Here is a 25,816-nt window from a genome sequence, read left to right as displayed (position 1 = left end):
AAATACTCTATTTGGTAAGAAGTATAGTTTATTAGAATTAAAAGAATATGCGCACGATGTAAATCCTCGTTCATTTGCTTAATATAATGAAATATAAAATAAAAACTACTGATAATCTTCGTTAAAAACGTTGATATGTCAGTAGTTTTATTTTTATGCATACATAATATGTAGTTTAATTATTTTCTTGAATTTTTAGTTCATTGGGATATTTAAACTTCCAACTTTGTCTCAATACATCCATAATCTTAATAATCGTATATGACATCGCTAATTCACCGCGATCTTTTCCTGCATCAATATATTGTTCGAAATCGTACGCTTCATAAAGCCAAGCCTGTTCGCTATCTCCAGCATTAATCTCTTCAGTTTTACTATTTAAATAGTGTATCGTCGCATGGTCGCTGCGAGAGAAGTGATCCACAATAATGTAACCTTTTTCTCCTGCAATCACACCAATCTTAGGCATTAAATCACGAAATGACGACGATAAACGCGCGAACTGCTGCTTATCATTTTCGAGCAAAATTTGTGAGGCAATATCAACTCCAGTTGATCCCATTTGCACGTCACTCTTAATTTTTAGATTAGTAACTGACATAAATAATTGAGCAAAACAAATTGGATAGCAGCCCATATCTAATAAGTTTCCACCACCAAGAGCTGGATTGTACAATCTCCCCTTAGGATTAGGATTTTTTATTGCTGCACTAAAATTAGCTTGAACTTCACATACTTTACCAATTTTACCTGCATCTATTGCCTCTTTAATCTTATTCATGACTGGCATATGAAAAGGTGTATATGCCTCTTCAAGAATTAATTGTTTTTCTTTAGCTAAGTTAACTAATTCTAAAAATTGCTCTCTGTTAATCACCATTGGTTTCTCGCACAAAACGTGCTTTCCCGCAAGCAGCGCCTTTTTAATGAAATCATAGTGCGTATTGTTAGGTGTGCCAATATAAACAATATCAATTGCTGAATCAGCAAATAATTATGTGGGAGTTGGCCAAGCTTGTTGAATCTGATATTTTTGGGCAAATTTCTTTGTCTTATCATAATTTCTAGCAGCTACTGCTACAGCAGGAGAATAATGATCACGTAAGTTTGCTGCCATACGACCAGCAATGTATCCTGTTCCAATGATTCCCCATTTATATTTCATTTCCTTGACCTCGCATTTTCTTAAAACATCAACAATAATTTGGTGATTTCAATTATACTTTATCTTTCAGCAAGACGTTTTCAATAAATGCTATCTTTAGTCAAAAATTCTATTTTCGCTAATTTTTACTTAGCATACCCTACCTTATACCAAAGACTATTAGCAGCAGATGGTTTAAGTGAGTAGTTCACAATCTTTTTATTAACTGCTTGAATTGAATATGAATTAGTCAAGGGTACAATGTAAGCTTCATCATTCATATATTGTTGCCACTTATGAAGGGCAGCTACCCGATACTTATGATTGAAAGCCTTGGTGGAATCAATCTCATCAAGCAACTTGTTGTTTTCTTTAGTTACAAATCTTGAATTATTCATCGGATTGGTCTCACTGTACATCCCTCTTGGTGATGGTTCAGTTGACAATGACCAAGCAGCCATGAACATGTCAATATTTTTATCATCATGATCAAGTTTATCATAGAAAGAATTGAATTCCATTAATCTACCACCGGTTAAACTAACATTCAAACCGATCTTATGCCATTGTTGAATGTAATTTTGTACAATTGGCTCTTGGACAGCTGAACCGCTCATTGCAGCCAATTTAATTTTAAGTGGCTCTATCCATCTTAGCAGGGATGTATATCGGCTTTGGTATCTTGTTGGCCTTCACCATTGGTGCTCAATTAGGTAAAAATCCCGCAGCAGGCTTAATTAAAGGACTAATCTTTGGTGTTGCCTTGAGTCTAGTCATCATACCTGGCGCTGAATTATTTACTGGCAATAACTTTGTGATGGGTGCGGGAATGTTTAAAAAGAAAATTTCCATTGGTCAAGCTATTTGCCTCTGGATCATCTGCTGGCTAGGCAATTTAGTCGGCGCCACACTTTTAAATTGGCTCTTTACGGCCTCTGGCTTTGACATTCCTGCAGTCGCTGCAGTCTTCACTAAAGCGGCCGCCGCTAAGATGTCAGCTCCAGCATTTCAATTAGTTCTCCGTGGTATCTTATGCAATATCTTAGTTTGCCTAGCCGTCTGGTCAACTTTCCAAATTAAAGATGATACTGCTAAATTGCTTATGGCCTGGTGGTGTCTACTCGCATTCTTCTCATCCGGCTTCGAACACTCAGTTGCCAACATGACCACCTTAATCGTTGCATTAATTAATCCAGCTCAAGGTGCTGGTACTGTGACGATGAGTGGTCTCTGGTATAACTTGCTTTGGGTCAGCATCGAAAATATCCTCGGCGGAGTTGTCTTTGTTGCTCTTCCATATTGGCTAGGATCAAGAGTTAAACAACAAACAGAAAAATAAGTTGCAAAAAAGCTTGGCTTACCTAAAAGCCAAGCTTTTAATTTTGCTTTTCTTAATTAATTATTTGATCAAAATATCACTTGGAATGATTCCCTTACCAAAGTATGGTTTCAATTCTATTCGATAGTCTTCACGGAAGAAGCCAGTTTTAGTAAGCTGATCAATTTGCTGGTTAGTCCACTTGAGTAAGGACTTATTGCCCTTTTTCACTGCTGGAGCGATGAACTGATGAGGGCCAATTGATCTAATTCCAACTACATACTGCGGATTTTTCCTAATCCAGGCATACAAGTAAGAGTTATCATCGGCTAAAGCGGCACCACGCTTATTCTTCATAGCGTTGAATTGCTGCGTTTCGGAATCAAACCGCAATAGCTTAATCCCTGGCCGATTGGCAAAGTAGTTTTCCGCTGTCGAGCCCTTAAGCAAAATTAAGTTCTTTCCCCGTAATTGCTTTTCACTAGTAATCGGAGCCTTCTTAGGTGAAACTACCCCAGTTGAAACCTTCATGTAAGGATACGCGAAATCAACAACTTTTGCTCTTTCAGGGGTCTCGGTAAAGTTAGCCAAGACCAGATCTACCTTGTTAGAATTCAAGGCATCAACCCTGTTGTTTCCAGTTAACTGAGTAAAGCGGGGCTTGACGCCTAAGTTTTTGGCTAATTTTCTAGCTAAACGCAAATCAAAGCCAACTCGCTTGCCTTTAGAGTTTACCCAACCGTAGGGAGGCAGGTCGCCATAAACCCCAATTCGAATATAGCCTCGCGCCTTTATTTGAGTAACACTATTATCATTATTCCAACCGCCACCACCGGCAGAACGAGCCAAATACGGCTTGGTTAAGCCAACGTACATGGAAGCTAAAACTGTAATTGCGGCAATTATTCCAATAATCGTATTAAAAATTTTGCGTCCGCTCATAAGTCACGCCCCCTAGAAATCCATATCAGCGAGGAATTGCTTAGCTCTATCAGATTGAGGATTAGTAAAAAATTGTTCACATGGCGTATCTTCAATCACTTTTCCTTTTTCCAAAAAGAGCACTTCATCAGCAACACGTTTAGCAAAATTCATTTGGTGAGTAACCAAAATCATGGTCATATGATCTGTTTTAGATAATTCAGCTACAATCTCTTCAATGCCGCGTACCATTTCGGGATCAAGTGAAGCAGTAATCTCATCCAGTAGCAAAATTTCCGGCTTCATAGCCCAAGCACGCACGATCGCTACTCTTTGCTGCTGCCCACCGGACAGTTCACGGGGATACGAATCTGAATATTGCGCCATATTTACCCGTTTAAGCAACTTAGTGGCGATCTGTTTAACTTCAGCACGATCTCTTTTTTGCACCTTGGTTGGAGCTAGCAGAATATTATCCATCACCGTTAAATTAGGGAAAAGATCATATGATTGAAAAACCATACCAATCTTTTGCCGGATAGCTTGCCACTGCTTAGCTGATGACTGAGTCTTCTTACCGTGGAAAATAATTTCGCCATCTTTATAATCTTCTAGCCCGTTTAAAGTACGCAAAAGAGTAGATTTTCCTGATCCAGATGGACCTAAAATTGCTAAAACCTCACCTTTTTTCAAATCGAAATTGATATCATGCAATGCTTGCCAGTCGCCATAGAACTTGTTTAAATGCTCAACTTTTAAAATTTCTTCAGTCATTTTTCTCACCTATTTTTGCTTTGCTAGTAAACTCTTTGCCCAGACAGATAAAGGATAATCCAGCACAAAGTAGAAAATGAAGATTAAACCATATACCCAAAAAACACCGGTTGGATATTGTTGATTATTAGCTTCAATTATCTGCTGTCCCACATTGATCACATCCATGACACTGATCAGCATTAAAATCGATGTCGTTTTAATTACTCTAGTGGCCAAGTTGATCGTTGCTGGCAATTCTAATTTAAAGGCCTGTGGCAATAAAACATAGAGAAAAAGTTGTGCTTTGCTTAAGCCGAGGGCCAAGCCACTCTCTTTTTGTGCTAAAGGCACCGATTGCAATGCACCACGAATAATATCGCTGAATTCCGCAGCTACCCACAACGAGAACGCCAAGACCGCCATCCAAGTACCTGGCCAATTGATATGCAAACTTCTTGGCAAAATGTAGTAGACCAGATAAAGCAAAACCACACTAGGCAAAATTCTGAAAATTTCAAGATATACACGCAGAATAAAGCGAATGATCTTGTTCGGCATAGTCCGCAAAATTCCAAATAAAGTGCCGATTATCAAACCAATAATAATCGACAAAGCGGCAATCCAAATGGCTGTCCATAAACCAACTAGCAAACGATCAAAGTTGCTGCCACTAAATAAAACATTAATCCCCGAATGTGCCATAGCGAACTTTCCTTTCTAGCCAGTTTAGCAATAAAATTACTGGGATCATAATGATCGCATAACCAATTACTAACATAAGCAAATATTCATTAGACCGGTAATACATCCCGATCAAGTCCATCGCTGTATTAGTCAATTCAGGAATGGCAATGACTGTAAAAATAGACGTTTCTTTAATCAAAAAGATAATGTTAGCAGTCAAAGCAGGCATACTGAGTGCAAAGCCTTGCGGAAAAACAATATAGCGTGCAAGCTGAAGCCGATTCATGCCCAGTGCCTCGCCTGAATGAATCTGACTACTGGTTACACCTTGAAAGCCACCGGTAAACCCTTCCGCCATATAACCACCACCTAGGAAGATCAAGCCGATAATCCCAGCAGTGATTGACGACATCCGCCAACCAATTACTGGAAAAGCATAGTACAAAAAGAATAATTGAATTAAAAGTGGTGTATTACGAGCTAATTCGACATAGGCTGTTGCAATTTGACTCAAAACCGGCGTCTTGAAGTACTGCAACAAACTTGCGATGACCCCTACTATAATTGAACCAATAATACCAATTATTGAGAGTCCAACCGTTAGAGCGAATCCATGTCCATATGCTGGCAATGCCTGCTGAATAATAGTCCAATCCATCTGAATACCTCTCATCAAATATATAAGACTAGCATATTATGATAAAATTATAATATGTTTATGAGTATAAAGCAAGATATTTTACTTTTAAAATTATTTTCTATTCATTTTTGGATAAAAATGGGAACAAAAAAAGTTATCCATATGGATAACGTCTTTATTTTGGCCATTATGATATTAATCAAGCAAATGTCTTTCTTTATACCATACAATAAAATCAGCAAAAAATGGCAAAGCTAAGCTCACATAACCACGCTCAGGAACAAAGATCAATTGATCATCTAATAACCTTGCACGATACACTGACAAATAATTTTTACGATTATCAAATTTATCCAATAAAAATGAAATCGGCACCTTTTCTTTTTTAGCACTGGCAATGACATCTAATAATTCACGATCTTTATCGGAAACTTCAGTGTAAAGTTTCTCGTATGCATTCTGATATAAGTCGCTTTTAGTTGATGCGAGTGCCCCATCTGCTATTGAACTATCTATATAATCTTCACTTTGATCCCAGGCATAATAACCTATTGTCTGAAATGCATAGGCATAACCCCTCACGCTATCAACTAAACGATCCAGCACTAAAGGATCAATTTTTTTGCCGCCTTTTTCAAAAGCAGAGGCATAATTTTCTCTAATTGATATTTTATCTAAAGGCTTTAAATAAATTCGATTACTTCTTAGCAAAAAGGTTAATGTCTTTTCATGCTGCAGTTCAAATATTCTGCTAGGCAAACCTGTCATAATTAATGAAATATCCAAGTCTTGTCCAATTAAAGTTTGATAAACAGAAGCGAATGAACGAATATCATCACTAACTTCAATCTCATCAATTCCTACTAAAACTGATATTCCTCTAGCCTTGAATTTAGTTAATAGTTTCTGTAATACTACGCTGTAATTAATTGGTACATCATTTTGCGCATCTTGAAAACTGATACTATTTCCTAAAATATTAATTTCTTGAACGGATTTAAGAATTTCACTCCAATTAGTACCAGATATTTCTTGTAAATTACTCAAAAGTTGAAACAATAAATTTCCTTGCCCTAAATTTAAACGCACAAAATAATGTTTCTTTTCTTTTTCAAAATTACGCTGAACGTTTAATAAAAAGACTGTCTTACCGCTACCTCTGACACCATATACTAAAGAAGTCTGATACTTTGCATCCCCTAAATTAAGACGCAACAGATAATTATCCATAACCGAACGTTGATCCAAGACCATCGGCGGTATTCGTCCAAAACTGGGCATAAAAGGATTACTATTTATATTCGAGGAAACCATATTATCACCTTGTCTCTTTTATACTTCAATTTACCATTTTATACTTCCTTTATACTTTAGTCTATTATTTTATACTTCTTTTATACTTGCTTTATACTTTGCCTCACAAAAAAACGCTATCCCAACGGATAACGTCTTTACTTACGATTAATCTGATTCTTCAGCGGCACGTGTTTCAGCATTTTCAATGGTTTTAACAGGATCTAATCTGACACGGAAGTTAAAGTAGCCAACGTGTTCATCATCCTCAAAGCCATATTCACTGTAATCGCCACAAGATACATAGTTGGATGTTCCTTTAATCCTGAAGAAGAGCTGAGCAATATCACCACTGCCAAGTACCACTGGATCTACCGCTCTAATCTTTTGGCCCTTCTTAACGGATTTTTTGGTCTTCTTTAAATTTGAATTATAAATGAACAAATCTGTTTGCGGAATAATCGTGGTTGCACCGCCATCACGGAATACAGGATTACCATTGATGCGGCCAACATTTATCGCCTTAATATAAGCACCTTTACCGATATAGTAGTAATCTTGACCCTTAATCTTGTGATTTTTAACTGCATATGATTTACTACCAGTTAAATTAGTGTAGTAATAATCATCAGCCTTGGTCTTAGTGCGACGCTTGCCTGCGTAATTTACAATTGAATATTTAGGAAATACGCGTTGACCATTAAAGCTAATGCGACGACCCTTCTTATTGTAAACAGCAGTATTAGTATTCAGCTTCAAAACGCCTTTACCATTCATGGTATTAACGTTATTAGACTTCAGATAATTGCCGCCACCTAAATTGAAGTAGGAATCTGGATAAGTAGTCCAACTTTTACCAGCATACTTAATCTTGCTGCCTTTAGTCAGATAAGCCTTGCGACCACGGTAGGTTGATAAACGCTTGCCTTTACTATTGTAAACATAGGTGTTTTTTCTTATACTGATCTGACTATTATTCCAATTATAACCACCGACTGAATTCATGCTAATGTAGCCGCCATCGCCTAGATCAGCATAAGTTTCACCCTTAATAATAGCTTGTGACATCCCGTTAAGATTGATGAAGGCATTAACTTTCGGACCTTGAATAATGACTGGTTGTCCGTAAAAACGAAGTGGTTTATTAAAATTGATCTGACTTTGGCTACCCAAACCCTTACCATTTTTGTTATACAAAGTTGGGTGAGTATAGCTCTTAACAATCGTAATCTTATTTTTCAGAGAACTTGCCTGCACTGTTTGAGTTGGTTGAGTTTGTTTTGCCAAAGCAGCAGGAACAAAAAGCGCGGTTCCTGCAACAATACTTAATGCAATTTTCTTAAGCTTCATAACATTACCTCTTTCAATTATTCTTCACTAAACCAAGCTGTTACTCTTGCCGCCACATCAAATGGCAACGAATCAGCTAAGAATGCACACAGCAGCCATTTTTGAAAGTACGTGCTGCTTTTATGTTCATGGATTTCATGTGCATCCTGCTTAAAATTATTAAGATTGCCATATTCAACTTGGATCGGCACGTAAACTTGATCATCGATTACTTGATATTTTGTTTCATCTAAATCAACATAGCGATAACCTAAAGGACAGAAATTATAGGTATCCTTTTCAGTCGCCAAATCCATTTCCTTCTCTTCGATAATCGCCTCTTGATGAACCTTGCCTAACTCTGGAATATCAGTAGCTAGTACGGAGCCATTAGCAATCTTATTTAAATCAACATCAACGTAAATAATTTTAGTCATTATTTCCCTTCGCATGTACACTTTTTTAAGTCTACCTGCACATCTGTAGTTACACTTTCGCGGCATGTTCAGCAAACTGCTTGCTTGAAATTACTGCGATTCTAATTACTCAAACTGCTGTAAATTAGTCAAAATTTCACTACGCAAGTTTTCAATTCTCTTTGCAATTGACTGCCACATGAATTTATTTGCAAACCGATCACAATATGAATAATATTCCGCTTCATTAATATACCTTAATGCCAGCAAATCATCTTGCTCAATGCCACGTCCTGTGTGAAGACAGAGTGCAATTCGATAATAAATATCTGACTTAATATCATCATCTCAACCAGCTGATCCACGCGCAATTTCACTTGCTTTTCGATAATATTGAAAAGCTGAATTATCATCTTCAGCGACACCATCACCATAGAAGTATGCATCGCCTACTTTGTACGCGGCATTAGCATTACCTGTCTCAACTGATTTTTTAAACCACTTCAAGGCCTTTTGAGGATTCTTTTCTCCTGTCCGACCATACTCATAAATATAGCCTAAATTGCAGGCAGCTTGATCATTGCCTAACTCTGCAGCTTTTTCATAATATGATTGGGCCTTTTGGTAATCACCATTGCGATATGCTTCGGCACCAATGTTTAATAGTTTGTTTGACTTATTTTGATTATCCATAATTAATTTCTTACTTTAATTAAATCTGCAATAGCTTCTTTTATTTTTTCCACTTTATAATAGAATTTTATTTAGCAAATTCAAAAGTATACCTAGCAATAATCCTAAATTACCTATCAAAGAATATTTTTTAACTTTCTTGCTAAACACATAGTCTTTAAGTTTCATCATATAACATCACACTTCGATATTTAAAAATTTCAAACAATTACTCTTCAAAAAAATTATCATCAATTTCATACAATTCATAAGTTTGTCGAACTTGGACTCCAACTTTGTATTGCACCATTAAATTGGTTAACATCTCGCCATCAACAAGAGCAATATTCAATTGCTTAGCTGCTTCTTTAGCTCCACTCGTAAATGATGATGTTGTGATAAATACGCCGCGATCAGCACACTTACGTCTTAATGCACCAGAAAAACTATCAATTTCGGGACTGCCGATCACATTATTTTCTGCGTAACGTTTGACTTGAACATAGATAGTCTGCAGTCCCAATGGATCTTGATTAATAATGCCATCAATCCCACCATCATTAGATTTTTGCGTTACTAATGATTGACCATCAGTGCCTTTATAGCCCATCTGATTCAGCAATTGAACCATCATGTGTTCAAACTTGTACGGATCTGTTTTACGAAGTTTGGCAAGTAATTGTTCAGTTAAATCACTAGCTTGCTTATCAAACCAATTAGAAATTTGTTTTTCGGTTAGCTCAAAAGATTGAATATCATTATCTTCATTCTCATCAGACGAGTTTTGCTTGCGCTTTTTCTGATATTTAATATACATTGGCAGCGAGTGAACAAATTTAGCAGTGATATTCACCCCGCGCTCTTCTAAGATATGCTTTCCAAATTCACTGATTTTATAGCAGCCACGTTTATGGCAATTCAGTAATCCTGAAATTTTCAGATCACTGACCGTAAAATTAATTCTGTTTTTAGCAACTAAATCATGATATTTAGACGTATATCTTAATTGAGCTAGATCTTCAGGCAAATTAACCGCTTGAATTACTGCCATTTCTAGATCTTGAAGCCGCCAATTTTCTTTAGTTTCTGCCACCTTTAAAGTTGGGCCTAAAAACCCATCCCAAGTTGGCATCCCATTTTCACTGTGTTTTAAAGTTTTGTAATCGATCATTGTTAACTTCTTATACTTTACGCTACTACATTTGCATTACTATTAATCTTTTGGATAGTTCCCATAATTCCCTGCCACAAAGTTTGATTATTACCAAATAAATCAATAATATTTCCTTGATCAGTAAATGGAGAACCCTGTAAAACTGTTAAGTCTTTCATCATTCCATTTTTAACAATAAATTCAATTATTTGATTTAAAAAGTATATTTGCCTTGAATTAAGGTTTTGGTCATTAAGATACTTTGCAAAAGCTGCCTTTGCTGATTTCATATCTAAACCAACAATACTACGAATAAATTCACCTAATGGCTGATCACCGTATTCTTTGGCATAGTCTTCTTTAGTACCAATATCCTTCCAAAAAACTTTTTCTAATTCTTTCAAATCAGTGCCATTAATTGGTCGATTGTTTTTCAACTTCAGGATAACTTTATTATCTTTTTGATGTTTGGCAATATTATACTCAACCTTGGCTTTATAGTTTTTCAAAGTTTCAGTATCATATTTCGGTTCATTGATAGTAGTATCAAGGATTTTATCATTAAAATCTGTCATAAAAATCCTTGATCTCTTAGGAATGTACTTAATTAAACCTCGTAGTTCCTTTCGCATCATCTCTAGATCTTGAATATCTGCACCATCAAGATAATCAGTATTAATGATTTTCTCAATCAGATCTTTTCTTGCGTTAATTTCTGGAATATTAGCAACCTTAGATACTGCCGTAATCTTTCGAATGATATCACTCTTATATCTTCCTGCTGGCTTTTGAGAAATATTTGCAAGTTCTAGTTCAAGAATTAAAGCATCAAAACGCAATGCTGAAATTTCATCATCATCAGGTAAAATTAACGGCGAAACTTCTTCTCTAACTTCTAGACAATCATCATATGTTAAGTCTTGATAATTTACTACATTTGCATACTCATCAACATCTTTAATATGTTGTTTAACTGCAAAATTATCACGATTTAATTTTTTAACTTTATCTACTAAATTATCAATTAGTGCTTTTCGGTAACTAATCATTGGATCAGTTTGATAATCAATATCCTGAAGCTTATAAACTAATTGACATTCTAAATTAAACAGAGCACCTTGAAGTGGTAGCGTAGCCTGAGGTTCTCTACCTTTACTCATTCTAAAGAACTCGAAATTCCCACAAAAATCAAAAATATAAAATTTATCTTTATCTTTGCCATCAATCAAACCAGGGCACAAACGTGTCCCACGTCCAATCATTTGCCAGAATTTTGCTTTACTATAAACTGGTTTAAAAAATACTAGGTTTAGGCACTCTGGAACATCGATTCCTGTATCTAACATGTCTACAGAAATAGCAATCTGTGGTAATTTATTAGGTTCTGAGAATTCATCAATTGCAGACTGTGCATACGTCATATAATTATCAATGACCTTGGCATAAGGTTGGCCATCTTTACCCTTTGCCAACTCCGGAAATTCTTGATTGAAAATATTCAAAATTGCTTCCGCATGTTTATGATTTTTAGCAAAGATAATTGTTTTACCTAATTCTTCACCATAATTGATTTTCAATCCCTGCTTCATAACAATATGAAGAACTTTCTTAATTGTATCTGTATTAAAAATCCAGTTATTAATTGCAGTAGGATTGATGCTCCGCGGTAACTTTCCGTCTTCATCTTCAAAGGTATTCTCATATGTTTCTTTATCTCTTTCTGACAAATCATCATACTTAATACCTTGATTTAGAAATTTCATCTTAGTTTCAATTGAAACATAATTAACTAAATATCCATCTTTAACAGCCTGTGCTAATTCATAACCATAGGTTGGCACGCCATCTTCAAGTTCAAAAACAGAATAAGTATTTTTATCAATTTCATCTTTAGGTGTTGCAGTTAATCCAACCATTGGTGCATCGAAATAATTAAAAATATCACGATATTTGTTATAAATTGAACGGTGTGCTTCATCAATGATAATTAAATCAAAATGTCCCACAGTAAATAATTTACCTTCATCGTCTCTAAGAGAATCAATGCAACCTAACATTGTTTGATAAGTTAAAAAAACACATCTTGCATTTAAATTTCTTTTCTTATCAGTTAAATTAGTGCACGATAAATTAGGTAATAAATTAACAAAACTTCGTTTTGCTTGTGTAACTAGCGCAGTCCTATCTGCCAAGAAAAGAATATTTCTCGCCCATTCTGCGTTAATTAAAACTTTACAGAGTGCTATGGCAGTTCTAGTTTTACCGGAACCAGTTGCCATAACTAATAAAGCTTTACGCTTATTTTTTGATCAAAACTTTCACAAACAGCTTTAATAGCAGCTTTTTGATAGTATCTACCTGCAATATTGTCATCAACCTCAATATTATCAAGATGCTTCTGTTTCATAGTTTGTAAATTACGTAATTTTTCTAAATCACGTTTTGAATAAAAACCGGAAACTTTACGCTCTGGATGTTCATTATCTACAAAACTTATTTCGAACCCATTAGTTAAAAAGATATAGGGTCTCCTATTAAATTTCTTTTCAATTGCGTCTGCATAAAGCTTTGCTTGCTGTCTTCCCCTCGAAATATCAACACAAGTTTTTTTAGCTTCAATTACTGCTTGAGGTATGCCGGCATTATCTAATAAAACATAGTCAGCATAACCGACTCCTGAAGCATTTGGCATCCCCTCAAGCTTATATTCATTAACCCAATCACTATCTTCTGTCCAACCAGCATCTGCCAAAAGTGAATCAATATAAATTTTTCTAGTTTTAAATTCAGACAATCTTAAAGGATGCTTAGGAGTATAGCTCTTTCTTTGATTCTCACTACGCTTAGAAAGTTCACCCTCAAGTTCCTTATTTTTCTTAACTAGTTTATCCAGACTGACTTGCTCTTGAACGGGCTTAGCTGCAATAGCTACATTATTCTGTTCCAATAATTTTTCATCAAACGGAACTCGATTATGATCATACTGATCAGCATAGCAATAAGCTATAAAATCAAAGAATACATATAAATTTTTTAAGCATAATACAGCTTGATCGCGATCCATTTTCTTGGGATTGTGTGCCGCAATGTTGCCTAATCTTCTAATTAAATCTAATCGTCTCCATAAGTCATCATCTACAATTCCATGGAAATCATCCGTACTCATCAGACTAATTAATTTATCTTGATAAGGTCTTTCTAATGCAGTATCTACCGAGTACATCCATTTAATTGCAAACTCCATTGCACGACGACAATCAATTATGCTGCTAGCAGGATCTATATTTACAATTTTCTCTGCAGCGATTGCCACATCTACAAAGTCTGTGAACTTTTTCTCTGTCTTTAAATAGTCAAAATTTGTCATAGCAATACCTATATTTTATGATCATATATCCCTTATCTATAATATATTTCATTATTAGTTTATTAACAACTTTTGATTTGTCGACTTGTTAGACAAATGAAGCAAATTTATTTTGTTCACTTTTAGGTATATTTATAATTTTTTGAATGTGTACATCATTTCTATTTAATGTGGGAACACCCGCGCCATTATAAAAACGAAACTGTCAAATCTTTTGTGTAAATAAATCTTTCTCGTAGATTGATTTTTTTAATTAATTATTTATTCAAAATAGGATTCTAGAGTGTCTTGTACTTGTCCAAAGCCTTTATGAATTCGCTTGAAATATCGATCATTGTAGCTCATTGCTTGTATTCCAATAAAAGTATCTAATGACTGTTCATTTGGAAACTCTGCTTTAGGTTTGGCTTTGCGCTTAACAACATTATTAAAGGATTCAATCATGTTAGTTGAATAGATTGAACTTCTGATCTGTTTCGGATAGTTATAAAAAACTAGCAGATCCGCTTCAAGGTCTTTTACATTCTGAATTACATGCTTATAAGCTTTCTGCCATTTACTATAAAAGCTATGTAAGACTGTTATACCTTCTTGCTTGTTAGACTGTTGATGAACTTGCTTAAACTCGTTCATAATTGCCTCACGGTCTTCTACACGTACTTTAGCGCAGATATTACGCATTACGTGAACCAAACAGCGCTGGAAGTGAGCTTTAGGATAAGTTTGCATTAGTGCAGTTTTCATACCCACAACACCATCTGATAAAAATAATTCAACTTGTTTAAGGCCTCTGCTTTTCATATTTTGAAGCAACTCCGTCCAGACTTCGATATTTTCGCTAGGAGCTATGCAATAATCGATCACTTCTTTGTGACCGTTGGGCTTGATACCAATGGCAATATATACTGCTTCTCGTTCAAAAGTTTCTCGACGCAACGGTATATACGTTGCAGCAAGATAAACACAAAAGAACTTATCGCTCAGCTTACGCTTGTGATAAGCCTCAACTTTAGGAATCATTTGCTTAGAGATATTAGACACTTGAGCTGGACTATAATGACTGCCATACATTTTTTCGATCAAATTAGCTATTTCTCTAGTGGTTACACCTTTAGAATAAAGCTTTATAACCATATCTTCTAAGAGATCAGTATGTTGTTTATAGTCTGGCAGAGTGTGTTGATGAAACATACCATTGCGATCTCGTGGCACTTGTACCTCAATTGATCCAAACTGGGTATCAATTTTACGGAAATACGCACCATTTCTAGAATTACCAGTATTCCAGCCATTTCTAGCATAAGGATCATAGCCTAAAAAGGCAGTCAGTTCAGATTCTAACAAGTCATTAACAGCTTATTGGATTTCATGACGAAGCAAATCATTAATTTTATCTTGATTGAATAGAGCTTGAGTTATATTTTTGGTAAAATCATTCATGAAGGAGTTCTTCTTTCTGTATGTGTTTTTTGTTCAAACCAATCATACGAGAAAGGAACTCCTTTTTCTAATGTTTTAGGAAATTAAATTAAGGAATAATTCATCCTTACACAAACTATTTTACGGTCTCGTAGTTTTTGGTGTATCAGTTGAATCAACAGATTGATCTACATTTCCTGCATTAGAAGAATTGATTTTATCATGTTTTTTAAATAATCTGACTATTAACCAAACTATTCCGCAAACAGCAAGAATTCCTAAGGTTATATGAATGTTGGCTAAACATAATATCAATATTACTATCCAAAAAATCCACCAAAGACAGGAACTAGATGATTGTTGATTTCCCTGACCTTGTGTAGTTCTTTTCTTGTTCTTAATTGGTTTTAAAGTATCAATACTTGTTCGATGATAAACCGCATTATACATGCTACGTTTTGGATTTTTAATGAATCCTGTGCCTTTTTTACCATATCCTGGTATGATCGCTCGTTTAACTGCTCTCTTAGCCCTACCTGTAGTTCGTGCTTTAAACGATGCCTTCAGTGATGGCTTGCGAAATACACTTCTTCTTCTCATTACTAATTTCCCTCAAAATAAAACAGATTAGGTATTAAGCTAATCTGTGCACTAATCCATTAATTAATCAAATCCATACTATATTCAAATCGTTTTGGCTCTTCTGTACTACCTTCACGATCTATTACTAAATAGTATTTCTTATCAAGATCATACTGCATGTCTTGCATTGTAATCGTAATAGCAATTGTACGATCGGCCGCAGAGCCAGTTCGATTTGCTTCAATAGTTACATTATTAGAAATCAAATTACCATCTTCATCAGTGAAGTAAGCATGATATTCTGCTGGTAAGACGGTATCACTAATCGGCGCAGTCTGGTTGAACAATAGATTCATCTTCAAATTATTAATTCTAAATGTTGTTGCCGCTAACTTAATTTCTGCTGGTTGAGCAATAGATCTTCTAGAAGTTGCTTTAATATCTAAAACAGGAATTAACATTTCTTGAATAGAAGAACCACCATGAACATAATTCTTGCTTCCACTTCTAGCTACGAATTCATTGGGACTTACTGGATAATAAACATTAGTAGGGTCATCATTATTTAAACTGACACCCATTGTTGTATTTTTAACACCCATTACACTAATTTGACTTGGAGTAATTAAATATCTTAAATGAGCATTTCCTTCATAATTTTGACCTTGAAGATCGATTTTATCTTTATCTTCAATTGGCTTTTCTTGATAAATAAATCCATGATCAGCAGTAATGATGATGTGAGTTATACCATTAGTTCTTAAGACCTGGACAGCCTGCTTAATTTCATCAATTGCCTTCTCAGTAGCTTCGACTAATTCTTTAGTTGTCTTTAATTCATGTCCCTTGGCATCGATTTGGTTATGATAGAGGTAAATTACATTTTTACCTGTAATCATTTGCTTAATCTCTTTAGAAGACATTTCTAGGACATTCTTTAATTGAAAAGCAAGATTGTTTTCATCATATGACTTAAGTAACTTGTCCCGACTGTCAGTATTCTCTGCATTTTCACCGTTTACTTTAACCTTAGAAGTTTTATTATCCCATTCTAAAGTTTCATGAGGTAGCATCACATTCATCCCCATATAAGTGACGGATGGTAAAACCGTAATTGCATGATTCATCTTCATTGTCAGACGATCATCGCTATTTAGTTCTTCTTCTAATTCTTTAGCCACTTCATAACGCAAGGCATCAGAGAAAATCACAACTACTCTCTCTCGTACATCCCTGACATAATTATGATAAAAACGTTCTTGCTTCAGCTTGGCAGGAACCTCCTTTAGATCAAAAGTTTCATTCCACTGCTTAACAGAGCTATCAAGCAAAATATTGCCATAATAACGATCAATAGTTTTTTTTATATCAATATAATTATCAGTATCAATGATATTAGTGTAAGCTAGCAAACTCTTACGATAAATCGTGTCAATTTTGTAGCTATTATCTAAGTAATCATTCAATTCATCTTGCCAATCATCAACCATTGGCACTTTTAAATTCAATAATTCTGCAGCATATCGTAAGAATTTATATTCGGGTTCAGTTCCGCCATTGAAATTATTACGTGTATGATCAAGCATCTGATCGATGATCTCAAGCAGTTGCTCATAATCGGTAATTCTCTTGCCGTCAAATTTAGCGACTAACTTAGCCAAAATTAAATGGTTAATTTCTTCGAATATGCTAATCTTAGTCAAAATCATGGCTGGTTCATGCTTCAACACGGTATTCAAATTCAAATCGCGCCAAACTGTAGATGAGCAGTTGTCATAGTATTGCTGATACTTATTTGAGTCAGCAAAACGATCAATAAAGATCTGTACATTATCAGACTGCTTCAAATAATAATTTTTAAATCTATCAGGGAGCTTATTGTTTAATTCATTGGCTAAATATGTGATAAAAATGCGCTCAACTAAATACTTCAGATCAACTTCACTATCAACTTCACCACCAAAGTAATTCATGACCAGCTTCCAAAAAGTATCAAGCACATCATATTTACTAAATATAAAAATATAATGATTATTAACATAGCCTGCAGCAATTACTTTCATTAACAACTCATTCATATCGAGCTTCTCTGTTTTAGTAATTGCAGCAATAATACCCTTTTCTGGTGTCTTATCAAAAGTATCAGACCAATACTTAACAAAATCTGCTCTTCTAGTTTTAGCACCAAAGTAACTATTATACTTCTTAACAAAAAGCAGTTGATTCTCTGGAAGTTGGAGTTCTTCCAAGATAATTTGTGTAGCATCTGCAGTGAAGAGCTTAGAATAATGTTCCATATCAGTTAGGTAATTCTCTTGAATTGCAGGTCTCTTGTATGGTGCATAGATTAAATATTTATGCTCTGAATCGTTTAGCAGGTCAATCTTACTCTTGAATTGTTGATTTGCTTGAGCTTTATAAAGCTTAACCGAGCTTAAATGCTGTGCAATTGAATCAATAATATCCTTGAATTCTTGCTTATCATCGTACCAAAAAACATATTGGTTATCTGTAAAGTAGCTATTAAGTTTCGCAATAATCTTATCAGTAGTTAATGTAGGCATAAATCTTCTCCTAAATCTGTTAAATAAATTATAACAGTCGGCAGGGATGCAAAAAAGACCTCATCGAGTTAACCGACGAGGTCTTGGTGCTTAATGTATCTAAGTATATTTATTAAAAATTTTTCCTAATCTATTCCTGCATCTAACCTATCAAGAAGATCTCTTAGTTCTTTTTGCAGCACTTCAATTCGTTGATCAATTATTCTTTTATATTCAAAATAATCTAACCCCCGCTGCCCTGTCCATTTAGATAGTTTCTGAAGTTGCTCAATTTCCCCTCCAAACACTTTATTTATTCCTGCTTCACTTACATCCCAGGATAAACTACTTTTATCAAGACGTATCTTATTAAAAAAATCAGGATCAGGTTTAGTTAAAATTAAGACTTTAATATATCTGTGGTATATTGATAGATCATCGCACTCATTTAAACCATCAAAAATCATCTGCATTTTCGCAGTATTATCATTGTTTTTTTGAATCAATGTGGTCAGCCATTTATTTATCTGCGTGCTTGCCTCACCTTGTACACAACATAACTGATTTATCAAGAATCTAAGATAAACTATTTGAAGAACTGGCTGTCTTGTTTGATAAATATGATTCCATATAGTGCATAAAACAGTTTGTCCGTATTGTCCTGCGATCAGATTAATTAGCTCATATTTATTTTTAACTGAATAAGTATTTTTCAGTTGAGGTATCAAAATATCATCAATATATCTTATTAAAAAATCAGTATCTTCCTTATAAATGTCCTTAAATAAATACCCCGAATAATTTCCATTTTGACTGTTTCTTTTTAAAATAAATAAGTATATATCCTCTAGAAGAGTAATATTTTGAAAAGATTTTATAAGAACTAAACTTTGTTCTTCAGTTAAAGAAACATATTTGAAATAAATTATTCGAAATTCTTCTCCTTTAGACCACACAATAGCACAACATTCCTCTAACGCATGTTTATTAACTTCATTAAATTTCTGAGCAAATAATATATTACGATTTACAGTATTGCCAATGTCTTCTTCTGTTTCGTGATTAAGCCAATTTTTTAACAAATCAAACGTCTCTTCATTTACTTTGTCACATGGAATATTGCTAAAGAAATAATACCAAAGAAGATCTTGATGATCGATGTTAGAATCTTGTATTAAATTAATTATTTGTTTTAATTCGAATTCTTTAAATAAATAGTTAAAAATTTGTATATTAACGTACTCAACAGTTTTTTTGCTTTCAAAAATAATCTTGGCAGCATTTAAATGATTACCTTTAATATCTTTTATTAGAGAATGAAATATATCGGATATTTTATACGCAATAATACCATTATCAGTTTTTTCCAATAAATCTACAAGTTGTCTTAGTAACCCAAATTTATCTGGAAAATCTTTAATGAATTTGTTTTCATCAAAATCTTTAGAACGAACCTGAATACTTAGTTTTTGATAGAGTTTAAAAATGGAATTTTCACTAAATTCTTTTAAATTTGGCATACCTATATCTAACTTATTAAAAGACTCTATTATATTTGTAACTACTTCACAATCAGTCAAGTTTGATGAACGAAATACTATTGGGATAATCTTTACCAAATATCTCTTGTCATTTTCTATTACATCTTGTACTAAATGCACTGAATTTGAGTTATTAATAATAGTTAATCTTAAATCTCTACTGTAATCAGCAATTAAATGTTTAATTGGTTTATGATTTGTTTTCTGATTAGCTAAACTTATTAAACCTTGCCAAATAAATTCTCTAAATTCAACATATTCTGGCGTTTTAAAAGCACTAAAATCTTGCATTAAAAGGGTAGATTCATCATTTGGAATCACATTTGCGGTGTGAAAGTGCAATTTAAGAAAATCGGGACTAATAGCTAGAAAAACTCTTTGTGCTGATTTTTCAGGGAAATGTTTAACTAATTCATTAATTAGTGCAATTTGCTGTGCAAATTTATAAATCCTAAAAGTATTAAATCGAATTGACCAGAATTCATTTACTGCCAATTTAAACTGAGATACTTTTTGCGGCACTTTAACAAGGTATTTATAAAAAAGTTCTGCTGCTAACTCGGGCTCCTCATCTGATATACCTCCTATTATTTTTAGTAAATAATCATATAGAAAGGTATCATTTTCAATTTTATTGTCCATATCAACTTTTACTGGCTTAACTTTTTTTATCTTTGCTAGCATTAAGCTTACAGCTGCACTAATATCATAGCTACAAAACATAGAAACAAATTGCAAATATAGAATTTCATCTTGATCATGGAAGAATTGAAATGACTTCTTTACTTGTTGTGTAACATAGCTATTATTTTCTTCATTCTGAAAAAAGCCACGCAAAGTTTGTACATTATCACGAACAATGTTAGAAACATATCCAAAATAATTATTAATCATAAAATTTAGAGAAATTAATTGTCGATCAAGAAACACTGTCTTTAATACATAGCTACAAATAACTTGATCCTCAAAAAATACATATCTATGATTTACCACATTTATTAATTCCATTTGGGTAAGTATGTCAATATTTTCTTTGAATTCTTCTTCTGAAATTTTGTATTTTTCTAATACCGGTTTATAATAGCTAATTCTTTTAATATCAACATTCTTTAAAAAAGCAATTATGCCCAAAGAAATAAGACTACGTAAATCTAAATGTTTTCTAACTAAAACATCACCTAATAATTGCTTAAATACTTGACTAAAGTCACTAATATCTGAAAGTCGATGTCTTTTATTAAAGACTTTTGCTGAGAGTAATGCGAATCTTAAATTGCTATGTGATATTGCCCCAATTCTATCCAAGACTATATCATCTGTAATATTATATATTTTTTCAATACATTTTCGAATATGTATTGCCGAAAGCTGTGTTAATTCCAATATATCTACATCAATCAAATGGCTAAGTTCTTCATAAACATCATTCTTTGCATAATTTCGTACTGTCAGTATGATTTTTATATTTGAATTTTTTATTTTTCTTTGAAAAGCTTGAAAAATTTTTTGTAAATCATTAATTCGATTTGCATCGTCAAATACTATGACCTTCAAAGAAGAATCTTCAATATAGCTTTGAATTTCGGAAATTAATGCTCTTGTATCGAAGACATTGTTCACAAAGAAAACTTGATCACCATATTTTTTAGTGTACTCGTATGCTAGTCTAGTTTTTCCAACACCACTTGATCCAGTTAATATAACCACATTTTTATTTTGTAACTTATCATTTAACTGTTCAAGCTCACCATCTCTATATGCAAAATAATTATATGTTGATGCCCCAGTATATTGATCATTAAAGTCTTTTTCAAACTCTTTAGCAGTCATTAATTGTTGTGGCTTTAATACGAAACCTAAATATTCTTCTGCAAGGCTTCTATACTTATCTCTAATATCTGTTGCCAAATCATAATTTGAAACAAATTTGAAATCTATGTTTTCCTTTTTCAAAAAGTTTCTTATTGCTTGTACATCCTCTGGTTCAATCCTTGAAGTGGCTGAAAAATATATTATCTTCTTAATTAGGTTTTTATCAATTCCACTATCGTAAATCTTGGATAAATCATCTTTAACTTTTTGCAATATCTTCTTTTTCTGAGATGTATACTCCATTAGTATATATTTGCCATCTGAAGTAACTATATATGAATCAGGAGTACCTTTAGTAGTTTTATTTTTTCCATCTTCCGAACCTAGAGGTACTAAACTAGCATCAATGCCTTTTGCTTTACATTCGTTTCTCTCATATTCATCACAAAGTTTTTGAAAAGTAGCTGGATCAATTTCTTTTATTGCTTGTTCTATACGATTTAATTCAGTCAAATACTATCACCTCAGAATATATGTTTTGTTTAAATTATAACGAAAAGCCTTATCTGCTTCACATATAGGACTTCTCACTTTATTTTCTATAACTTCGACAACAACTTCTCACCTTGTTGCAATTTATCATGGTTAACAAGTACACCATTATCCAGATCAAGGTTAACCGGATTTTGTGACAAGTGATCTAGAATTTGGTCATACTTCATGATTTCGTTCATTTGCTTATTAAGAGTAGCAATTGTCTTACGATATTTACTCTTAGCACTAGCTGTTGTTTCTTGATCGAGCAAGTTTTGATCAACTTCAATTAGATCATTCATTGCAGGCTGAAGCTCATGCAGATAATGACGCACCATTGGAAGCTGTTCAGTGTTGTAACGATGTAGATACATCAATGCCTTGAAGCCTTTATTTCTGCCTGAATTAAATTCCCAGTAAATTGGACGCTTCTGATAGATCTTAGCATGATCCTTATAGAAATCATTTAAGAAATAGGTTCTAATAATATCTTCTGCACTTGTACCTCGTTCAAACTTTTTAGGTTCTAATGTTTGAGCAATGAAGTCCATGTTTTCTGTCAATGTTTCAGGGTCAAAGGTCTTAGTCAAGAATTCTTTCAAGCGAACTATGATATCACGATCATCATCAAAGTATTGACGATCAGTTAATAGAATAATATTTTCTGAGTTTGGCTTGAATGTCGTATATTTTGAATCATCCCAGTCGCCACCAGCATAGACTAAACCATCTTGATCTAATGAATAACGACCAAAGACACAGCCGATAAAGTAAGACAAAAATGCTTTGATGTCGCGAACTTGATCTGCTTTACGAACAGATACTTCTTTGTCGTCTTCTTCTGGAGTTAATTCATCTTGCAAGCCATAGAGATTGATGAAGATACGGTTGAGTTCTTCTTCGTTGGATTTTAATTGGTTGAAACGTGTAAGTGCTTCATCAGACCATCTATCGTAGGCTTGATGGAGGGATGCAACATTTTGAGTTAAAAGCGGATTCTTTTGGAAGTCCCATGAAGTTTCAAAGGCATCCCAGTCAAGCTTAGAAATTATAATATTTTCATTGGCTAAATCTTCAACTACTTTATTATCAGAAGTATCAACAATTGGCACAGATATTACATTACCAATTTGAAAATTAATAGTAGGATTTATCATTGATAAAAGGTATTGACCAATTTTCGAATTCATCATTCCCATGATATTTTTTAATTTATTTTCAGATGAAAATAGAGACATACCACTAACATCATGTATGCTTCCTGATTTACGATAACGCATAGAAATTAAATTACTGGTTATTAATGACCAAGTAACTGCTTCTTTGAAATAAAACTCTGTATTTTGTGGTCTTGATCTTATTTTTCCTTTATCATCAGCAAAATGTCTTATTTCATAACCATCATTTTGCCAATTTACTACATAATCATAGTTTCCATACCATTTACGATATGAACCGCCTTTATTATATGGAAACCACTTTTTACCAGATTCTACTGAATCTTTAATACTATGTGAATTAAAGCTAATATTATCTATTCCTATTTCAAACCACTGACGTAAAAAACGTTTATTATCCCCAGTTTGTAATCCTACTTTTGCTTGAACTACTTCTCCTAAGGATATTCCCTTTTCAAAATCATTAATCAGATTCTCACTTGCCCAATAAGCAATAGGACTACCATGTATCTTATCAAAATTTGATTGATCTACGTGGTAAACATCATTATTATCTTTATCATTTACCATCTCAAGATACATCTTTTCCTTATCATCTTGAGAACCGTAATCAACCAATCTTTCATAACTACCTAAATACTCTTCTCTTTTTGCCTTTTGTAAAATAAAAGTAGTAGTCTGAACTACTTCACCACCAATGTCACCAAATGCCCTTGTCCCTAAATGAGCCATGTTTATAATAGTATGATTTTGAATTTCTTTTCTTAATTTTTCAAAATTAGATAGAAACATCCATGAGTGCATGGTAATCATTCCAATGTAGCCAATATTAGAAGTAAGTTCTATCATCTTTTCAATAAAGACACTAAATAGATCTGCTTTGGAAATAGGATAATTCTTTTGAACATATTTTTTCAATGGTGGATCCATTTTTCCCCCACCCATATAAGGTGGATTAGTAACACTCACATCGTAAGTATCGCTAAGAACTTCAGCTACATCAAGAGCAGTATTCAATCTAGTCCTCATGTCAATAAACAAATCTGGTTGTTCATTACCTTGATTAGGGTTATCAGCGAATAGCTTTCTTAAACTATCAAAATCAATATTCTTATTAACTTTAATAATAGATCCTAAATCATTACCGTTCTGGAACACATTTAAAATACTATCTAAATCTTCAACTGTCTTTTTATCTAAATCATCACTAGAAATTAAATCTGTATAATCCTTAGTACTATATTTTACTTCAGGTACATCGTATAAATTTACTGTATAATGCCTTCTAAGTACTCGACGATTGTATTCTCTTGCTTTCATCAACAAAGCAAAATAAGAAAGTTGAAATGCACGCTTATCAATATCCAAGCCATAAAGATTACTCTTAATAATTGATGTAGCAGCATCCCTTCTAGAATAACCTTGTGTTTCATAAATTTGCATCAATATGTCAAACGCATAAATAAGAATATGACCAGAACCCATTGCTGGATCAATAAATTTGATATCAGTTACTTCTTTATTTGCTAATTCTGGACGAATTTCAACTTTATTCTTTTCAGAACTAGGCATGTAGTACTTCCAATTAAATTCACTCGCAATATCTTTTTCAGAACGAGAATCACCTTTAGCATGAAGAATATCTATCCAATAATGTCCTAAAGAATTCTCTACCATGTAACGAACAAGCCAATCAGGAGTAAATAATTGAGTCACAGGTGGAATATCATCAGTTTGATACTTCTTCTTTTTAAAAGAATTTTCCTTAGGGATTGTATTGTAATACTGGTAAAGCCAACCAATAATCTGAACTTGTCCTTCCCTTTTGACATCAAAATATTCTTCTGGAATTTCATTAACCAATTCTTTAATGACGCCACGATCATAATGTGGAGTGAACAACAACTTCAAATAGTTAGATGTCTCTTCAAACAATCCAGGAAGAATCTCACTTAATGCATCACATTGCTTAATAAATAGCATGGTATACAAATTATCCATTAACTCAGGAGTCTTCTCTGTTAATGCGGTAGTGATCAATTCTTTTTCTTGATTGCTATAGCCACCAAGATCATCACCAATTTCCATTGCTTCATTGATAATGTCGGGTTCATTTCTACCTTCTTCACTAGAAAGAACCCGCACCCTACTTGGCAAGTAATTGTTAACTTCCATAAACCGAATAGCAATAATTCGGTTGAACCAAGTGTAAGCAACTTCTTCTACAAAATCCTTATATGCAGTCTTAGAATCTTCTTGATATCCATGGCGATTCAATTCTGCCACAATATCTTTGCGCCAACCAATTTGTGCACCAGTTAATGCATTAGCTTCATTATCATCAACATAGTATTCCTTGTCTGGGGTTGAAATCGACAATTTGTCTTGAATCTCATTTTCATCCATGCCTAAAGTTGCTAGTTTAACTTTAATAGCATTAATTAATTCTGTTCTTGCATTAATCGCATATTTTTTAATCTTATTCTTATCCATTTAGTTGATTCCTTAATTAAT

16 protein-coding genes and 4 pseudogenes are annotated in these 25,816 nt (G+C 33.7%); 1 reads left to right on the top strand and 19 read right to left on the bottom strand.

What is annotated here, in order from left to right:
• Window positions 1–175 precede the first annotated feature (175 nt).
• The 4 genes and pseudogenes from ICI50_RS03585 to ICI50_RS03575 all read right to left on the bottom strand — a co-directional run.
• Window positions 176–820, bottom strand: coding sequence for a Gfo/Idh/MocA family protein (locus tag ICI50_RS03585; RefSeq protein WP_420896593.1), 645 nt, complete (start codon window positions 818–820; stop codon window positions 176–178).
• A gap of 3 nt (window positions 821–823) precedes the next feature.
• Window positions 824–982 (bottom strand): annotated as a pseudogene (locus ICI50_RS11025) (Gfo/Idh/MocA family protein); the annotation flags it as partial.
• A 12-nt stretch (window positions 983–994) separates the two neighbouring features.
• The gene (locus ICI50_RS03580) at window positions 995–1,165 is read right to left on the bottom strand and encodes a hypothetical protein (RefSeq protein WP_156398511.1); all 171 of its coding nucleotides are present in this window, start codon (window positions 1,163–1,165) and stop codon (window positions 995–997) included.
• A 125-nt stretch (window positions 1,166–1,290) separates the two neighbouring features.
• Window positions 1,291–1,788, bottom strand: a pseudogene (locus ICI50_RS03575) (oligopeptide ABC transporter substrate-binding protein); the annotation flags it as partial.
• 17 nt (window positions 1,789–1,805) lie between these two features.
• On the opposite strand from ICI50_RS03575, the gene ICI50_RS03570 reads away from it, so the two are divergent.
• Window positions 1,806–2,483: a formate/nitrite transporter family protein gene (locus ICI50_RS03570; protein ID WP_188891978.1), complete on the top strand. Its 678-nt coding sequence runs from the start codon at window positions 1,806–1,808 to the stop codon at window positions 2,481–2,483.
• A 60-nt stretch (window positions 2,484–2,543) separates the two neighbouring features.
• On the opposite strand, the gene ICI50_RS03565 is transcribed toward ICI50_RS03570, so the two are convergent.
• The 15 genes and pseudogenes from ICI50_RS03565 to pglX form a co-directional block, all read right to left on the bottom strand.
• Complete coding sequence (locus ICI50_RS03565) at window positions 2,544–3,404, bottom strand: transporter substrate-binding domain-containing protein (protein ID WP_056941179.1); 861 nt, start codon at window positions 3,402–3,404, stop codon at window positions 2,544–2,546.
• Between the two features lie 12 nt (window positions 3,405–3,416).
• Window positions 3,417–4,157: an amino acid ABC transporter ATP-binding protein gene (locus ICI50_RS03560; protein ID WP_188891976.1), complete on the bottom strand. Its 741-nt coding sequence runs from the start codon at window positions 4,155–4,157 to the stop codon at window positions 3,417–3,419.
• A 9-nt stretch (window positions 4,158–4,166) separates the two neighbouring features.
• Window positions 4,167–4,841 (bottom strand): amino acid ABC transporter permease, encoded by a 675-nt coding sequence (locus tag ICI50_RS03555; RefSeq protein WP_054640498.1) that lies wholly within the window; start codon window positions 4,839–4,841, stop codon window positions 4,167–4,169.
• Window positions 4,822–5,481 (bottom strand): amino acid ABC transporter permease, encoded by a 660-nt coding sequence (locus tag ICI50_RS03550; protein ID WP_172985782.1) that lies wholly within the window; start codon window positions 5,479–5,481, stop codon window positions 4,822–4,824. The genes ICI50_RS03555 and ICI50_RS03550 overlap by 20 nt, the downstream gene beginning before the upstream one ends.
• 177 nt (window positions 5,482–5,658) lie before the next feature.
• The gene (locus ICI50_RS03545; protein ID WP_244964969.1) at window positions 5,659–6,678 is read right to left on the bottom strand and encodes a hypothetical protein; all 1,020 of its coding nucleotides are present in this window, start codon (window positions 6,676–6,678) and stop codon (window positions 5,659–5,661) included.
• A 246-nt stretch (window positions 6,679–6,924) separates the two neighbouring features.
• The gene (locus ICI50_RS03540; protein ID WP_188891972.1) at window positions 6,925–8,106 is read right to left on the bottom strand and encodes an SLAP domain-containing protein; all 1,182 of its coding nucleotides are present in this window, start codon (window positions 8,104–8,106) and stop codon (window positions 6,925–6,927) included.
• Between the two features lie 17 nt (window positions 8,107–8,123).
• On the bottom strand, window positions 8,124–8,522 hold the full coding sequence (locus ICI50_RS03535; RefSeq protein WP_188891971.1) for a hypothetical protein: 399 nt from the start codon (window positions 8,520–8,522) through the stop codon (window positions 8,124–8,126).
• A 327-nt stretch (window positions 8,523–8,849) separates the two neighbouring features.
• Window positions 8,850–9,194: a tetratricopeptide repeat protein gene (locus ICI50_RS10775; RefSeq protein WP_244040341.1), complete on the bottom strand. Its 345-nt coding sequence runs from the start codon at window positions 9,192–9,194 to the stop codon at window positions 8,850–8,852.
• A 208-nt stretch (window positions 9,195–9,402) separates the two neighbouring features.
• Complete coding sequence (locus tag ICI50_RS03525) at window positions 9,403–10,344, bottom strand: restriction endonuclease (protein WP_188891969.1); 942 nt, start codon at window positions 10,342–10,344, stop codon at window positions 9,403–9,405.
• A 17-nt stretch (window positions 10,345–10,361) separates the two neighbouring features.
• A pseudogene (locus ICI50_RS03520) lies at window positions 10,362–13,693 on the bottom strand (DEAD/DEAH box helicase family protein).
• Between the two features lie 261 nt (window positions 13,694–13,954).
• Window positions 13,955–15,133: pseudogene (locus ICI50_RS03515) on the bottom strand (IS256 family transposase).
• 120 nt (window positions 15,134–15,253) lie between these two features.
• The gene (locus tag ICI50_RS03510; protein ID WP_244040365.1) at window positions 15,254–15,712 is read right to left on the bottom strand and encodes a hypothetical protein; all 459 of its coding nucleotides are present in this window, start codon (window positions 15,710–15,712) and stop codon (window positions 15,254–15,256) included.
• A gap of 59 nt (window positions 15,713–15,771) precedes the next feature.
• Window positions 15,772–18,258: a BREX-1 system phosphatase PglZ type A gene (pglZ, locus tag ICI50_RS03505; protein WP_188891967.1), complete on the bottom strand. Its 2,487-nt coding sequence runs from the start codon at window positions 18,256–18,258 to the stop codon at window positions 15,772–15,774.
• Window positions 18,259–18,383: 125 nt separating this feature from the next.
• Entirely contained in the window at window positions 18,384–22,103 is a 3,720-nt protein-coding gene (locus ICI50_RS03500; protein WP_188891965.1) for an nSTAND3 domain-containing NTPase, read from the bottom strand.
• A gap of 86 nt (window positions 22,104–22,189) precedes the next feature.
• Window positions 22,190–25,795 carry a BREX-1 system adenine-specific DNA-methyltransferase PglX gene (gene pglX / locus ICI50_RS03495; protein WP_188891963.1) on the bottom strand — a complete coding sequence of 1,202 codons (3,606 nt, stop codon included), beginning with the start codon at window positions 25,793–25,795 and terminating at the stop codon, window positions 22,190–22,192.
• Window positions 25,796–25,816 lie beyond the last annotated feature (21 nt).

This window comes from Lactobacillus kefiranofaciens (genome assembly GCF_014656585.1).
In the GTDB taxonomy this organism is placed as follows: domain Bacteria; phylum Bacillota; class Bacilli; order Lactobacillales; family Lactobacillaceae; genus Lactobacillus; species Lactobacillus kefiranofaciens.
Note: the sequence above shows the minus strand (reverse complement) of the source record. Positions and strands in the feature narration are given on the sequence as shown.